The organism is Demequina phytophila, assembly GCF_000971135.1.
GTDB classification, from domain to species: Bacteria; Actinomycetota; Actinomycetes; order Actinomycetales; family Demequinaceae; genus Demequina; species Demequina phytophila.
In genome coordinates, this window is sequence record NZ_BBLW01000007.1 from 86,873 (window position 1) to 102,032 (window position 15,160).

The window sequence follows — 15,160 nt, forward strand, 5'->3', positions numbered from 1 at the left end:
CAGGCGTGAACTCGTTCACTTTTCCTCCCTCAGCTGGAAGCAAAATCTAGCGCTTCCTTCGCATAGAAATATCGGCACATTCCCCGCGTGTCTGTAGTGATGTGACTTATTTCACGACACGGAGCAATTCCTCCAGGGACGTCGTGCCGTCCATCACCTTCGCCCAGCCGTCTTGGATGAGCGTCTCCATGCCCGCATCGACAGCTGCATTCGCGATCTCCGCCGACGACGCACGCGCGACCGTGAGCCGCTCGATCTCCTCGTTGATCGGCATGATCTCGTGCAGCGCCACACGTCCCCGGTAGCCGGTGTTGGAGCACCGCTGGCAGCCCTCTGGCCGCAGGATCGGCGGGATCGACTGGTTCGGGTTCCACTTGATCGCCGGCGGCAGGTCGTGCGGGTCGATCCGGTGCTCCACCGCGCAGTGGTCGCACAGGCGCCGCGCGAGTCGCTGAGCGACCACGCAGTCGATCGCGGAGCCCACCAGGAACGGCTCGATGTCCATCTCTATCAGGCGTGTCATCGCCGACGGCGCGTCGTTGGTGTGAAGGGTCGACAGCACCAGGTGACCGGTGAGCGCCGCCTCGATCGCGATCTGCGCGGTCTCGCCGTCACGCACCTCACCCACCAGCACCACGTCCGGGTCGGCACGCAGGATCGAGCGCAGCGCGGCCGCGAACGTGAGTCCCGCCTTGGGGTTCACCTGCACCTGGTTGATGCCCGGGATGCGGTATTCGACCGGGTCCTCGACGGTGATGACGTTGACCTCGGGCTTCGAGATCTGGTTGAGCGTCGCGTACAACGTGGTCGACTTTCCGGAACCCGTGGGCCCGGTCACAAGGATCATGCCGTACGGCTTCTGGTACGCGCCGGCGTAGATCCGCTGGTTGTTCTCGCGAATTCCGAGGTCCTCGAGCGCGAGCCGCGCGGTCGAATTGTCCAGAATTCGCATGACGACCTTCTCTCCCCACACCGTGGGAAGGGTGGCCACGCGGAGGTCGATCTTGCGACCCTCGTGGTTGACCGAGAGGCGGCCATCCTGCGGCTTGCGCCGTTCGGCGATGTCGATGTCCGACATGATCTTGAGGCGCGAGATCACGCCGCCGGTGATCGCCTTGGGCGCCCGCTGCATCTCGTGCAGCACGCCGTCGATGCGGTAGCGGACGCGCAGATCGTGCTCCGCCGGCTCGATGTGGATGTCCGAGGCGCGGTCCTGCACGGCCTGCGTGATGAGCAGGTTGACGAAGCGCACAATCGGCGCGTCGTCGTCCGCCGCGGAGCTCAGGTCCTCGTTGTCGAGCGATGCCTCGGTCTCGATCGACTCCTGCAGGTCCTCCATCTCCGCGTCGGAGCGCACGTAGCGCGCGATCGCCGCGGCGACATCGTCGTGCGCGGCCACCACGGGGATGACGCGCATCTTCGTGATGGTGCTGATGTCGTCCACCGCGACCACGTTGCCGGGGTTCGACATCGCGACGTGGATCAGCCCGTCGCCCATCGCGATCGGCAGCGCCATGTGGCGACGGCACACCGCGCCCGGCACCAGGGCGACGGCCGCGCGGTCCACCGGGTAGTCCCCGAGCTCGACGAACTCCATGCCCACCTGCGTGGCGAGCGCGCGCACCAACTGGCCCTCGGAGATGTAGCCCATCTCGACGAGCGTCCGCCCGAGGGACTGTCCCCGCTCCTTCTGCTCGTCGATCGCGTCGACCAGCTGGTCCTCGGTGAGCGCACCATCCTCGAGCAGGATGGTCCCCAGCTGCTTCATCGATGCTCCCTCATGCCGCGACGGAAAGTGTGCCGAACCTACCATCGGCACAGCGTCGCGAATGCTGAAGTGACTAACTCCGCAAAGAAGCTGCGAGGGCGCTCTCCATCGCGTCGAGAGGCGCCGCGCGACCCGTCATGAGTCGCACCTGCTCAGCGGCCTGATGGAGCAGCATCCGCTCACCGCCGATGCGAATTCCGCCGAGCGCTGAGAATCGCTCCCCGAGCGGAGTGATAAGCGGGTGATAAATAGCGTCAAGCAGCGCCGCGCCTTCGCGAATATCGGAAAGGGACGATGCCACGGTCGCCCCGGCCTCGGCCGGCACCGTGGACATCACGACGTCCGCGAGGCGCATGACCTCCGGAATATCGGATAGCGACACGAACCGCGGGGTGACCCCCATCTTGGTCGCCGCGCGCAACAGCCCGCCGGCCCGACCCCTCGACCGCACCGCCACGTACGGCGCCGTCACGCCGAGGGCCCCGAACGCGGCCAGAGCGGAGGTCGCCGTCGCTCCCCCGCCGATGATCAGCCCGGAACCAGCACCGGAGACCCCGGCCTCCTTGAACGCCGCCTGGATCCCCCACACGTCGGTGTTGGCGCCGACCAGCTGCCGGCCTCCGCCCACGGACTGCACCAGCACCGTGTTGATGGCGCCCACCAGCTTCGCCATGGACTCCGTGAAGTCCATGAGCGGCAAGGCCTCCACCTTCAGGGGCATGGTCAGCGACAACCCAGCCCAGGCATCGTCCATCCCGGCCACGAACGAAGCGAGGCCACCCGAGGGAACGTCGTACGCGTCGTACTCCCACTCCAACCCGAGCGACGCGTACGCCGCCCGGTGCAGCACCGGGGACAGCGAATGCGCGATCGGGTGGCCGAGCACGCCGGCCCGGCGAACCCCTCCCACTACGAGTCGGAGTTGGCCGCGGCCCAGTCCTGGAGCTCCTGGACGTTCGCGAGGTGGTCGGAGTACTCGGACGCGTACTTGGTCTCACCCGTGTCGAGGTTGACCGTCACGAAGAACAGGTAGTCCGTCTCGGCGGGGTTGACCGCCGCCTCGATGGAAGCCTCACCGGCACCCGCGATGGGGCCCGGGGGAAGTCCCTCGTACATGTAGGTGTTGTACGGCGAGTCCGTGGCGCGCTCGTCGTCCGACGTCCACACGCCCTCGGTCTGCGTGAGGTACTTGACGGTCGAGTCGAGCTCGAGCTTCATGCCCTGGTCCAGGCGGTTGTAGATGACCGACGCGATGATCGGGCGGTCCTCGTCCAGCTTCGCCTCGCGCTCCACCAGCGATGCCACGGTGAGCACCTGCTCGCGGTCCTCGGCGGCCACGCCGTGCTTGTCGAGAACCGTGATGGTCTGCTGGATCATCTTCGCCATCACCTCCTGCGGGGTGACGCCGGGGGTGAACTCGTACGTGGACGGGAACAGCCAGCCCTCGAGGTTGCCCTCGGCCTCGGCCGGCAGGCCCAGCGCGTCGGTGTCCTTCGCGGCGGCCTTGACGTCGGCCTTGGAGGAGCCGGTGAGGTTCGCGATCTGCTGGTAGTAGTAGTCCAGCGCCTTGCCCTCGGGGATGGTGATCGACCGCACGTCGCGGTTGGTCGGGTCGAGCAGCGCGGCGAGCGCGTACTCGGCCTTCATCTCCTTGTGCATGAAGTAATAGCCGGGGATGATCGACGCCGAGTCCGGGTTGTCGTTCCACGCGGTGAGGAACGCCTGCTCCGAGGCGATGACGCCCGCGTCGTACAGCGTCGCGGCCATGTCCGCGCCGGTGGCGCCGCTCTCGATGACCACCTGGATGTTGCCCTGGCCCGCGCCCTCGTAGTCGGCGACGGCCGTGTCGGTGGACTCGAAGCTGCCCAGGAAGTTGAACGCGATCGAGCCGCCGATGGCGAACAGCACCACGGCGACGGCGGTCACCAGCAGCGTCATCCGGCGGCGCGCGGCGCGGCGCTTCTGGCGCTGCAGCCGGCGCAGGTCAAGAGACGTGGTGGTGGTCGCCTCGGCCTCGAAAAGGTCAGTCATCATTCCCCTTGCGCGGAACCTCGATGGTCACTGCCTCGAGGTTACCGTTCTTGTCAACGTCCAAGGCGTTCTCCAGGATCACCACGGCGGCGGCCTGGTCGATCACCTGCCGCTGCTTCTTGGCATTGCGGCCCGCGCTGCGCATCGCCTGGGACGCGGTCGCGGTGGAGAAACGCTCGTCGATCAAACGAACATCCGCGGACGTGAGTTCCGCGAGCCGGGCGGCGAAGGCCCGCGCGTCCTCCGCGCTGGTCCCCTCCTGCCCGGACAGCTTGCGCGGCAGGCCGACGAACACGCGGATCACGCCGCGCTCGTCGGCGATCGCCGCGATGGCCTCGGCGTCCCCGTCGCCACGCTTCACCGTGTCGACGGGGAACGCCATGAGGCCGTCGGGGTCGGACGCCGCCACGCCGATGCGGACGGTGCCGACGTCGACCCCGAGGCGTGCGCCCCTAACCACGCGCCGCCACGGTCGCGGTGACGCCCTCGAGCGCCGCAGGGATCTGGGTGACGTCCTGGCCGCCGCCCTGCGCGAGGTCCGGCTTGCCGCCGCCACCGCCGCCCAGAAGGGACGATGCGCCCTTCACCAGGTCTCCCGCCTTCAGTCCGGCGTCGCGCGCCGGGGCGTTCGTGGCGATCACGATCTGCGGCCGGCCGCCGATCTCCGCCGCGATGGCGACCACCGCGGGCGTGGACTCGCCCAGGCGGGCGCGCACGTCGGTGACGAGCGTGCGGAGGTCGTCCGCGTCGGCGGCGTTGGTGGACACGTGGGTGACCACGCGGGTGCCGTTGACGTCCGCGGCCTTGCCCACGAGCTCGGCGGCGACCTGCGCCATGGCCTGCTGGCGGTAGCCCTTGAGCTGGCCCTCCGCCTCGGCGAGGCGCTCGAGGAGCTTCTCGACGCGGCCGCGCAGCTCGCCCGGCTGCACCTTGAGGGTGGTGGTGAGCTCGGACACCAACGCGCGCTCGGAGGCGAGCTTCTGGAACGCCTCGATGCCCACGAACGCCTCGATGCGACGCGAGCCGGAGCCCACGGAGGACTCGCCGGACAGCGCGACCATGCCCACCTGGCTGGAGTGCTCGACGTGCGTGCCGCCGCAGAGCTCGCGCGACCAGCGGCCACCGATCTCGATGACGCGGACCGTCTCGTCGTACGTCTCGCCGAACAGCGCGACGGCGCCCCAGTCCTTGGCCTCGGGCAGGCTCATGTAGTGCGCGCTGACACCGTGGTCGGCGCGGATGGCACGGTTGGTGACCTCCTCGATCTCCGAGCGGGTCTCGGCCGTGAGCGCCGAGGGCCAGGAGAAGTCGAGGCGCAGGTAGCCGGGCTTGTTGTAGGAGCCGGACTGCAGCGCGTCGGGGCCCAGCACCTCGCGGAGCGCGGCGTGCAGGATGTGCGTGCCGGAGTGCGCCTGACGGGCGCCGATGCGCCAGTCGGGGTCCACCTCGGCGGACACCTGGTCGCCCTGGGCGACCTGGCCCTCGACCACGTTGCAGGTGTGCACGATCAGGCCCTTGATGGGGCGCTGCACGTCGATGACCTCGAGCGTGCCGTGCGCGGAGCGGATCACGCCCGAGTCCGCCTCCTGGCCGCCGGACTCCGCATAGAACGGGGTCTGAGGAAGGATGACCTCGACGGTCTCGCCCTCGGACGCGACCGGGACGGTCACGCCGTCCTTGATCAGGGCCGTGATCTCCGTGGCGGTGACCAGCTCCTGGTACGCGCGGAACTCCGTGGCGCCCTGGTCCTCCTTGAGGCCCTGGTAGACGCCCACGTCCGCGTGGCCGCCCTTCTTGGCCTTGGCATCGGCCCGTGCCCGCTCCTTCTGCTCGCGCATGAGCTCGCGGAACTTCGCCTCGTCCACCTGGACGCCCTGCTCGGACGCCATCTCGAGGGTGATGTCGATGGGGAAGCCGTACGTGTCGTGCAGCGTGAACGCGTCCGAGCCGGACAGCGCAGGCGTGCCCGCCTTCTTCGCCTTCTCGACGGCGACGTCGAAGATGGTGGTGCCCTGCGCGAGGGTGCGACGGAAGGCGTCCTCCTCGGTGTAGGCGACGGCCTCGATCTTGTCGCGGTTCGCGGCGAGCTCGGGGTAGGTGGCGCTCATCGCGTCGAGAGACAGCGGCAGCAGCTCGGGCATGGTGCGCTCGTCGACGCCCAGCAGCTTCATGGCGCGCACGGAGCGGCGGATGAGGCGGCGCAGCACGTAGCCGCGGCCCTCGTTGCCGGGGGTGACTCCGTCGCCGATCAGCATGAGCGCGGAGCGCACGTGGTCCGCGACCACGCGCATGCGGACGTCGTCGGTGCCGTCCGCGCCGTACGTCTTGCCCGACAGCTCCTGGGCACGGGCGATCACGGGGTAGACCTCGTCGATCTCGTACATGTTAGCGACGCCCTGCTTGAGGTACGCGATGCGCTCGAGGCCGGCGCCGGTGTCGATCGCCTTCTGGTCGAGCTCGCGGATCAGCGGGTAGTCCTTGCCGGCGCCCTCGCCGCGCAGGAACTGGTCGAACACGAGGTTCCAGATCTCGAGGTAGCGGTCGCCGCCGGGGTCGACGGTGCCGCCCACGGCCTCGGGGCCGAACTCGGGTCCGCGGTCGTAGTGCCACTCCGCGCACGGGCCGGCGGGACCGGGCTGGCCGGTGTCCCAGAAGTTCTCCTCGCGCGTGAGCTTCACGATGTGGGAGGGGTCGACGCCCACGTTGACGAGGTGGCTGTAGGCCTCCTGGTCCTCGTTCCAGATGGTGACCCAGAAGCGGTCGAGGTCGAAGCCGAGGTTGCCCTCGCTCTCGGGTCCCGTGAGGAACTCGTGGGCGAGGTTGATGGCGCCTTCCTTGAAGTAGTCGCCGAAGGAGAAGTTGCCCAGCATCTGGAAGAACGTGCCGTGGCGGGTGGTCTTGCCGACCTCCTCGATGTCCTTGGTGCGGATGCACTTCTGGACGGAGGCGATGCGCGGGTACGGGGAGGTGTCCGTCCCGATGATGTACGGGATGAACGGCACCATGCCGGCGACGGTGAAGAGCAGGGAGGGGTCGGGCGACACGAGCGAGGCGCTCGGCTGGATGTGGTGGTCGTACTTCGCGAAGTAGTCGACCCACCGCTTCGCGATCTCAGCAGTCTGCATGCCTGTCCTGTGTCCTTCGTTGTCCGGGGGCTGCGGCGCCCCACCTCTGCGAGATGCCCTGCGTGGTGCAGAAAAGCCGCGGTGCACGGCCCCGAGGGGCAGCGCACCGCGGCCACTGCTGGTGGGGCCCGTCAGGGCCTCACCGGTGCGCCTTAGCGAGCGTAGTACTCGACGACCAGCTGCACGTCGCAGGTCACGGGGACCTCGGCGCGCTTCGGGCGACGGACCAGGCGGGCCGTGAGCTTCTCGAGCGTGACGTCGAGGTACTCGGGCACCTGCGGGAGCACGTCACGGTGCGCGCCGGCGGCGGCGGCCATGTACGGCTCCAGCGTGACGGCCTTGGGCTTGACCTGGATGGTCTGGCCGGGCTTCACGCGGAACGACGGGCGGTCGACGATCTTGCCGTCCACGAGGATGTGGCGGTGCAGGACCGACTGACGCGCCTGAAGGATCGTGCGAGCGAAGCCCGCACGGAGCACGAGGGCGTCAAGGCGCATCTCGAGAAGCTCGACGAAGGCCTCACCGGTCAGACCGGACTCCTTCTTCGCCTCGGCGTAGGTCGAGGTCATCTGCTTCTCGCGAAGGCCGTACTGCGCGCGAAGACGCTGCTTCTCGCGCAGACGCACGGCGTAGTCGCTCTCCTTGCGGCGGGCGGTGCGGCCGTGCTCACCCGGGGGGTACGGGCGCTTCTCGAAGTGCTTGACGGCCTTCGGGGTCAGGGCGATCCCGAGGCTGCGCGACAGGCGGACCTGGCGACGTGCCTTCTGAACAGAGGTCATGATTTCCTTCACAGCTCTCCGGGCGCGCGGATGCGACCGGAGAAATGATCGTTATTTGCTGAGTTCGCGGCGACAGCAGCCAACCGTCCGCGAGGGCTCCACAACTATACCAGCACCACAGCCACCCTGCTATGGGGAACACACCGACGGTTTCCAGGCATCTCGACATCCTGCGGGGAAGTCAGCGACGTGTCTACGATCCTCCCATGTCATTCCAGGCGTACCTCGACGCGGTCGAGACCAAGACGGGCCTCACGCCCCGCCAGCTGCTGGACCTCGCCACCGAGAGGGGCTTCGGGCCCGGCACCAAGGCCACCCCGATAGTCGAGTGGCTCAAGGAGGACTACGACCTGGGCCGCGGGCACGCGATGGCGATGGTGCACGTCATCACCAAGGGCCCCCAGATCTCGGACAAGCACGTGAACTCGGGCGGCACGCACTCCGACCCGAAGGACCACCTCTGGCTCGACGGCAAGGACTCCAAGCCCGAGGGCTACTGACCGCGCCCCAGCAGCCTGCGGATGGTCCCCAGCCGCTCCCCCAGCGCCCGCTCGTAACCGTGATCGGTCGGCTCGTAGTAGCGCGAGCCGCGCAACGACTCCGGCAGGTACTCCTGCGCCGCCACCCCGTGCGGGGCGTCGTGGGCGTACAGGTACGTCTGCCCATGGCCCAGCCGCTCGGCTCCCGCGTAGTGCGCGTCGCGCAGGTGCTCCGGCACCACGCCCGCCTTGCCGGCCCGCACGTCTGCGATCGCCGCGTCGATGGCCCGGTACGACCGGTTGGACTTGGGCGCGCTCGCCAGGTACGTGGTCGCCTCCGCCAGGACGATGCGCCCCTCGGGCATCCCGATGAAGCTCACCGCGTCCGCGGCGGCCTGGGCGATCACGAGCCCTTGGGGGTCCGCCATGCCGATGTCCTCGGCGGCGAGGATCACCAGGCGCCGGGCGATGAAGCGGGGGTCCTCCCCCGCCACCACCATGCGCGCCAGGTAGTGCAGCGCGGCGTCGACGTCGGAGCCGCGCACCGACTTGATGAAGGCGCTGATGACGTCGTAGTGCTGGTCGCCCGACTTGTCGTAGGCCACCAGCGCGGCGTCCATGGTCGCCTCAGCCAGCTCCGCGGTCACCACACCGTCGGCGCCGGCGGCGCCCGCGATCGACTCGAGGAGCGTGAGCGCCTTCCTGGCGTCCGCCCCGGCGACGCGCAGGATGTGCTGAACCGCCGCATCGTCCACCGTCACCGAGCCATCCAGGCCGCGCGGGTCCTCCACGGCGCGCGCGATCAGCGCCGCGATGTCCGCGGCCGCGAGCGGCTGCAGCACCAGCAGCAGCGAGCGCGACAGCAGCGGCCCCACCACGGAGAAGCTCGGGTTCTCCGTGGTCGCGCCGATGAGCGTGACCCAACGGTTCTCCACCGCGGGCAGCAGCGCATCCTGCTGGGAGCGCGTGAAGCGGTGGATCTCGTCGATGAACAGGACGGTCTCGCGCTCGCCGGTCGCGATGCGGCGCTTCGAGTCCTCTACCACCGCCCGCACGTCCTTGACGCCCGCGGTCACGGCGGACAGCTCGACGAACCGGCGATTGCCGGCCACCAGGTACGCGAGCGTGGTCTTGCCCGTGCCGGGCGGCCCCCACAAGACCACGGACGTCGCGGGAGCGGACTCCCCGATGAGCCTGCGCAGCGGCGAGCCGTCGGACAGCAGGTGCGTCTGCCCCACCACCTCGTCGAGGCTGCGCGGCCGCATCCGCACCGCGAGGGGCGCGTTGCCGAGCGTCACGGGGACGCCCGACACGTCCGTGCGCGCCGCGTCGAACAGATCCATGCGCCCAGCGTAGGCGGTGGCACCGACAGCCAGGTGACCACCGCATCGTCCCCCGGAACGACGACGGGCGCCGCACCCCGAAGGGTGCGACGCCCGCCGATCAGAGAAGCGCGGTTACTTGAGCGCGTTCCACTTCGCGAACTCGGTGGGACGGTAGACGGCGTGGATGTCGACCATCGCTCGCTGGCGGTAGAAGACGCCGCGACCGGTCGCGCCGGTGCCGTCGGTGGTGTTGCCCTCGACCAGCCAGATGGAGTCGCCCGACACGTGGTCGACGATCCCGGTGTGCGTGGGCCCGTTGTACGGATACCAGTCGACCAGGACCACGTCGCCCTTGCGGATCTCGCCCGCGGTGGGCGTCGTGTCGAGCACGCCCGCCTCACGGAGCCGTGCGACGTACTGGTCGAAGTGCTTCTTGTACGGCACCCCAGCCGGGTAGTCGGCGTGCTCGAACACCCACTCGACAAAGACGGCGCACCACGCGTAGTCGCCGTTGATCCAGGTGTTGTACTTGTTGTTGCGCCACGACGGCTCGCGGTAGCCGACCTCGTTGTGCGCGACGTTCATGATCTTGTCGACGTTGAACACGCCGCCGACGCTCAGAAACTTCTGCGGGGTCCACGCGAACGTGTCGTTGACCTTGACCAGCCACCAGCCGTTGCGCTGGATGCGGGTGAACTTGCCGATGGTGCCGAACTTCGCGGTGACCTTGACGTCGTAGCCGCTGCCCGGTCCCGCGCGAAGGCCCAGGTTCTGCGCGGTCACGCCGACCTTGATCTTCTTGGGGTTCGGCTGGTTGGCGGTGAGGTACGCCTCGGGCGTCCACGCCTTGGTGCCGCCGAGCTGCACCTGGGTCCAGCGGCCCTTGGTCTGGCCCGTGAAGGTGGCCTGCGCGCCCCTGTAGGCGACCACCTTGACGCGATTGTCGTTGGACGGCCCGTTACGCAGCTTCAGCGCGGTGCCCGTGACCCAGACCTTCTGGCCCGCGGTCAGGGTCGCGTTGTTCACGGTGGGCACCACCGCGGAGGCCACCGAGGTGCCCGCCTGGGTGCCGGTCTGCGTCGCCGCGGGGGCGGCGGCCGTCGCGCTGGTGCCGGCGGCGAGGCTGGCGGTGACCAGCAGGCCGGCGATCAGCCCGGTCGCGCGGTGGCGCGTCGGGCGTGCAGAGGTGATGGTCAACATCGATTCCTTCCGTTGTGACGCCTGAGCCCTCCCCTGGCGTCTCGCGGGGGCCGCCCTCTCCGGCCCTTGGTTTCGAGAAGGTAGCCTGACAAATCGGACGAGTCCAGCCTCACACCCCGAGAGAGACGCATCTCACGTCGCGCCCCTCGCGGCTGTCGGAGGGCCCGCCTAACCTGTGTGCCATGGGGGGATTCGCTCGGGTCGGGCGGCTGATCGCCCGGGCCCCACGCCTGGTGGTCGTGCTCGCGGTGGTGGGCACGCTGGGCTTCTACGCGCTCGCGACCATCGGCGTGAACGGCGAGGGCCTCTTCCAGCGCGTCACCACGGGCCCGCCGCTGGTCGACGGCTCCGACTCGTGGGAGGTCTACGAGGCCTTCGAGCGGACCTCCGACTCCTCGGTGGGGCCGGGCGTCACCTCGTACGTGATGAACGTGGCGATGGACGATGCCGCGGTCGCCTCCGCGGTCGAGGAAGCCTCGGCGCGGATCGCCGAGATCGACGGGGTGACGATGGTCTCCTCGCCGTTCGGCGCGGTGCCGGGGCCCGCGTTCGACCCGGCCGCGGCATCGTCCGCCCGAGGCGACGGTGATACGGACCCGGCCGCGCAGGCGGCCGCGCTGGTCGACGCGGACGGCACGGGCTTCCTCATCGACGTCGGCTTCACGTCCTTCGGTGACGAGGATCCGCTGGAGACGCACCAGGACGTCGCGGCGATCGTCGCCGACGGTGTCGACGAGATGCGGGCCAGCAACCCCGATGTCACCGTGGCGACCTCGTCGAACCCGCTGGTGTTCGAGGACTTCACCGGCCAGCTCGAGGACGACCTCCTCACCGGGGAGATGATCGCGCTGCCCGCTGCGCTGGTGGTGATGGTGTTCGTGTTCGGGGGCTTCCTCGCCGCCGCCACGCCGCTCACCGGGGCCATCGCGTCGATCGCGGGCGGGCTCGCGGTGCTGTACGGGTTCTCGTTCCTGCTCGACCTCGACCAGAGCGCGGTCAACGTGGTGTCCGTGCTGGGCATCGGCCTGTCGATCGACTACGGGCTGCTCATCGTGTCGCGCTTCCGCGAGGAGCTGCACCGCATCGGCGGGGACCCGCGCGAGGCGCGCGACAAGGCGATCGAGCTCACCATGGCGACCGCCGGCCGCACCGTGACGTTCTCGGGGATCGTGGTCGCGATCTCGGTGGGCGGGCTGCTGCTGTTCGACCCGGTGATCATGGAGGGCATCGGCGGCGCCGCGGTGGGCGTGGTGACCACGGCGATGGTCGCGGCCCTCACGATCGTGCCCGCGGTCCTGTACCTGCTCGCTCCCCGGATCGCGAAGCCGGGGCTGCTGGCGCGGGTGCCCGGGTTCCGCAGGATTCTCGTCACCACCTCGAACGTGGACCGCGAGGAGGGCGCGTTCTCGCGCCTCGCGGCGTGGGGGCAACGTCGGCCGTGGCTGGTGGTGATCGCATCCGTCGGGCTGCTGCTCGCGCTGGCGAGCCCCGTGCTCGGCATCACGCTGCGCAACTCCGACATCGAGGCGCTGCCCGCGGACAACGAGCGGCGGGAGTTCGTCACCGCGTTCCGCGAGGGCTTCCCGGACCTGGGCGAGCCCGCGATCTGGATCCACACGCTGTCGGACGCCGGGGAGCTCGACGGCTACCTAGACCAGGTCGCGGCGGTCGACGGCGTCCGTGCGATCGACGCGCCCCTGGTCCAGGGTGGCGAGACGTTCATCGGGGTGCGGCTCGACGTCACCGACCCCTCGGGCCCGGAGGCGGTGGCCGCGGTGGAGGACATCCGCGCGCTGGAGGCGCCCGTCGAGGTCCACGTGGGCGGCGTCGCGGCCACCCAGATCGACTTCCTCGACGCGATCATCGAGGGCGCGCTGCTCGCCGGCGCGCTGGTGGTCGTCGCGACGCTGGTGCTGCTGTTCCTCATGACCGGGTCCCTCCTGGTGCCCGTGAAGACGCTGCTCATCAACTCGCTCTCGCTCGCCGCGACGCTGGGCGTGGTGACATGGATCTTCGGTGAGGGCCACCTCGAGGGCACGCTCGGATTCAGCTCGACGGGCGGCATCGAGACGTACGTCGCGGTCATCATCGCCGCGTTCGGGTTCGGGCTCGCGATGGACTACGAGGTCTTCCTGCTCGCGCGCGTCAAGGAGTACGTCGACGCGGGCGAGGACAACGACGCCGCCGTGCGCAAGGGTCTGCAGCGCTCGGGGCGCATCATCACGTCTGCGGCCGCGGTGATCGTGCTGGTGTTCCTGGGCTTCGCGCTGGGCGAGCTGCTGATGATCAAGGAGGTCGGCGTGGGCCTCGCCTTCGCCGTGCTGCTCGACGCGACCGTGGTGCGCATGTTCCTGGTCCCCGCGACCATGACGCTGCTGGGCGACTGGAACTGGTGGGCGCCGGGCCCGCTGCGGCGCCTGCACGCGCGCATCGGCGTGCGGCACTGACGCGTCCCTCAGCCGAGTTCGCCACCCACCTCTGCAAGCAGGTCCAGCACCGCCCGTACGGCGCGGCGCTCGACGCGGTCCGGCCGGCCGATCGCGACGATCGCACGCGTCGCCCGCACGCCCGTCAGCGGGATCAGCCGGTAGGCCTCCGAGTCGGGTGTCGAGAAGCGCGGCAGCAGCGCGACGCCGAGCCCCTCGCCCACCAGCGACTCCACCAGGCGGTTGTCGCGGACCTCGACCATCCGCTCGAGCGTGGCACCGGTCGCGGCCTCGACGGACTCGAGGACCGTCGCGAAGGGGAACCCGCGGGGCACGGCGATCCAGCGTTCGTCTGCGACGTCCGCGGGCGCAAGCCGGGCGCGGCCTGCGAGCCGATGCGCGGCAGGCACCGCGACGTCGATCGGTTCGCGGGCGACCACCTGGGCGAACAACCCCTCGGCACCCTGGGGCACGTCCGCCGCGAGGCTGTGCGCGATCACCAGGTCGTGGTCGAGGGTGCGCGCCGCGTAGTCCGCCTCGGCGAGGTCGAAGTCCTCGACCTCGATCCGCAACTGGGTCCCGGCGAGCCGGGCCAACACGCGCGGCAGCAACGCGGCGCCCGCGCTCGGCAGGGTGCCGATCCGCACCAGGCCGCTCGGCTCTCCCCGTCCCGCGTCGAGCGTCGCCTGCACGCGGGCGAGCGCGGCCAGCACGTCGTCCGCGCCGGAGGCAAGGATCTCCCCCGCCCACGTGAGGCGCAGCCCGCGGGACGCCGGCTCGACCAGCGCCACGCCCAGCTCCCTCTCCGCGGTGCGCAGCTGCTGCGACAGCGCCGAGGGCGTGCGGAACGTCGCCTCCGCGACGGCGAGCAGCGTGCCGCGCTGCTTGAGCTCGCGCAGCAGCTCCAGATGACGGACCTCCATGTAGGAAGCCTAAACCTTGGGTGCGCAACTACTCGCTTGTTCTTCAACGAAGGTCATCCCAGACTGGCGCCATGCCCGCCCGCCACGTCGCCCTCGCCGTCCTCGTCGCCGTGCTCTGGGGGATCAACTTCCTCGCGATCCACGCCTCGCTCGGCCAGTTCCCGCCGATGTTCCTGGTGGCGCTGCGCTTCGCGATCATCGCGATCCCGACCGTGCTGCTGGTCCCCCGCCCGCAGGTGCCGCTGCGATGGCTGCTGCTCTACGGGCTCGGTTTCGGGACGCTGCAGTTCCTGTTCCTCTACCTCGGGATGGAGGCGGGCTTCCCCACCGGGCTCGCGTCGCTCGTCCTGCAGGCCTCTGCGCCGTTCACCGTGGTGCTGGGCGGGATGCTGCTGCGCGAGCGGCTGGGCGGACGGAGCCTCACGGGCGTCGCCGTCGCCACGGTCGGGCTCGTCGCCGTGGGCCTCAGCTACGGCACGTCCGCACCGGTGGGCCCGTTCCTCCTGGTCCTGCTCGGCGCGCTCGGCTGGGCGTTCGGCAACCTCGCCTCCCGTCAGGCGCGGGCACCCAAGCCACTGCACCTGGTGCTGTGGATGTCGGTGGTGCCGCCGCTGCCGATGCTTGCGCTGTCCCTCGCGCTCGAGGGACCGGAGGCGATCGGCGACTCGCTGGCCACCTCGCTCACCGCCGCGGCCGTGCCCGCGTGGATCGGGCTCGCGTACACGGTGCTGCTCGGCACCTTGCTGGGCTCCGGCATCTGGGTATGGCTGATGGCCCGCTACCCCGCGGGCACCGTGGCGCCGTTCTCGATGCTCGTCCCGGTGGTCGGCATCGCCACCGCGTGGCTGGTGCTCGGCGAGCAGCCGGGGCTCGGCGAGCTCGCCGGCGGCGTGCTGGTGATCGGCGGGGTGCTGTGGGCGTCGCGGCCTTCTGGCTCGTCGCGCGACGGCCGCACCGCCACTCACACTCCGCCCGCCCATCGTCCCGCCGCCGCTGAGCCCGACGGGGTGCCCGCTCCTCTCCCGACCCGCTGAACCCGCGCACCGTCCGCAGACGCGACGAGGGCGGGACCCCGGATCGGGATCCCGCCCTCGCGCACGGCTG

12 protein-coding genes are annotated in these 15,160 nt (G+C 70.0%); 3 read left to right on the top strand and 9 right to left on the bottom strand.

Features of this window, described 5'->3' with window-relative positions; genetic code table 11:
- Nucleotides 1-106 precede the first annotated feature (106 nt).
- The 6 genes from AOM01_RS11170 to rpsD all read right to left on the bottom strand — a co-directional run bounded on the left by AOM01_RS11170 (nt 107) and on the right by rpsD (nt 7,703).
- On the bottom strand, nt 107-1,768 hold the full coding sequence (locus AOM01_RS11170; protein WP_062293393.1) for a GspE/PulE family protein: 1,662 nt from the start codon (nt 1,766-1,768) through the stop codon (nt 107-109).
- Between the two features lie 73 nt (nt 1,769-1,841).
- Nucleotides 1,842-2,678, bottom strand: coding sequence for a shikimate dehydrogenase (locus AOM01_RS11175; protein ID WP_062293396.1), 837 nt, complete (start codon nt 2,676-2,678; stop codon nt 1,842-1,844).
- Nucleotides 2,678-3,799 carry an endolytic transglycosylase MltG gene (gene mltG / locus AOM01_RS11180; RefSeq protein ID WP_062293398.1) on the bottom strand — a complete coding sequence of 374 codons (1,122 nt, stop codon included), beginning with the start codon at nt 3,797-3,799 and terminating at the stop codon, nt 2,678-2,680. The genes AOM01_RS11175 and mltG overlap by 1 nt, the downstream gene beginning before the upstream one ends.
- A complete protein-coding gene (gene ruvX / locus AOM01_RS11185; RefSeq protein ID WP_439645126.1) occupies nt 3,792-4,208 on the bottom strand; it encodes a Holliday junction resolvase RuvX in 417 nt (138 codons plus the stop codon). The genes mltG and ruvX overlap by 8 nt, the downstream gene beginning before the upstream one ends.
- 43 nt (nt 4,209-4,251) lie before the next feature.
- Nucleotides 4,252-6,924: an alanine--tRNA ligase gene (alaS, locus tag AOM01_RS11190; protein WP_062293404.1), complete on the bottom strand. Its 2,673-nt coding sequence runs from the start codon at nt 6,922-6,924 to the stop codon at nt 4,252-4,254.
- Between the two features lie 152 nt (nt 6,925-7,076).
- Nucleotides 7,077-7,703 (bottom strand): 30S ribosomal protein S4, encoded by a 627-nt coding sequence (gene rpsD, locus AOM01_RS11195; RefSeq protein WP_062293406.1) that lies wholly within the window; start codon nt 7,701-7,703, stop codon nt 7,077-7,079.
- A gap of 206 nt (nt 7,704-7,909) precedes the next feature.
- On the opposite strand from rpsD, the gene AOM01_RS11200 reads away from it, so the two are divergent.
- Nucleotides 7,910-8,203 carry a DUF4287 domain-containing protein gene (locus AOM01_RS11200; RefSeq protein WP_062293409.1) on the top strand — a complete coding sequence of 98 codons (294 nt, stop codon included), beginning with the start codon at nt 7,910-7,912 and terminating at the stop codon, nt 8,201-8,203.
- Here AOM01_RS11200 and AOM01_RS11205 read toward each other — a convergent pair.
- Nucleotides 8,197-9,525 carry a replication-associated recombination protein A gene (locus AOM01_RS11205; protein WP_062293413.1) on the bottom strand — a complete coding sequence of 443 codons (1,329 nt, stop codon included), beginning with the start codon at nt 9,523-9,525 and terminating at the stop codon, nt 8,197-8,199. The two genes, AOM01_RS11200 and AOM01_RS11205, sit on opposite strands and share 7 nt — an antisense overlap.
- A 114-nt stretch (nt 9,526-9,639) precedes the next feature.
- A complete protein-coding gene (locus tag AOM01_RS11210; protein ID WP_156155953.1) occupies nt 9,640-10,704 on the bottom strand; it encodes a CHAP domain-containing protein in 1,065 nt (354 codons plus the stop codon).
- A 185-nt stretch (nt 10,705-10,889) separates the two neighbouring features.
- Here AOM01_RS11210 and AOM01_RS11215 point away from each other — a divergent pair, with 185 nt between their 5' ends.
- The gene (locus AOM01_RS11215) at nt 10,890-13,154 is read left to right on the top strand and encodes an MMPL family transporter (RefSeq protein WP_062293419.1); all 2,265 of its coding nucleotides are present in this window, start codon (nt 10,890-10,892) and stop codon (nt 13,152-13,154) included.
- An 8-nt stretch (nt 13,155-13,162) separates the two neighbouring features.
- Here the strand turns inward: AOM01_RS11215 and AOM01_RS11220 are convergent, their stop codons facing one another.
- Nucleotides 13,163-14,056 carry a LysR family transcriptional regulator gene (locus AOM01_RS11220; RefSeq protein ID WP_062293422.1) on the bottom strand — a complete coding sequence of 298 codons (894 nt, stop codon included), beginning with the start codon at nt 14,054-14,056 and terminating at the stop codon, nt 13,163-13,165.
- 71 nt (nt 14,057-14,127) lie between these two features.
- Between AOM01_RS11220 and AOM01_RS11225 the strand changes: the two genes are divergently transcribed.
- Complete coding sequence (locus tag AOM01_RS11225) at nt 14,128-15,090, top strand: EamA family transporter (protein ID WP_062293425.1); 963 nt, start codon at nt 14,128-14,130, stop codon at nt 15,088-15,090.
- Nucleotides 15,091-15,160: the final 70 nt, after the last annotated feature.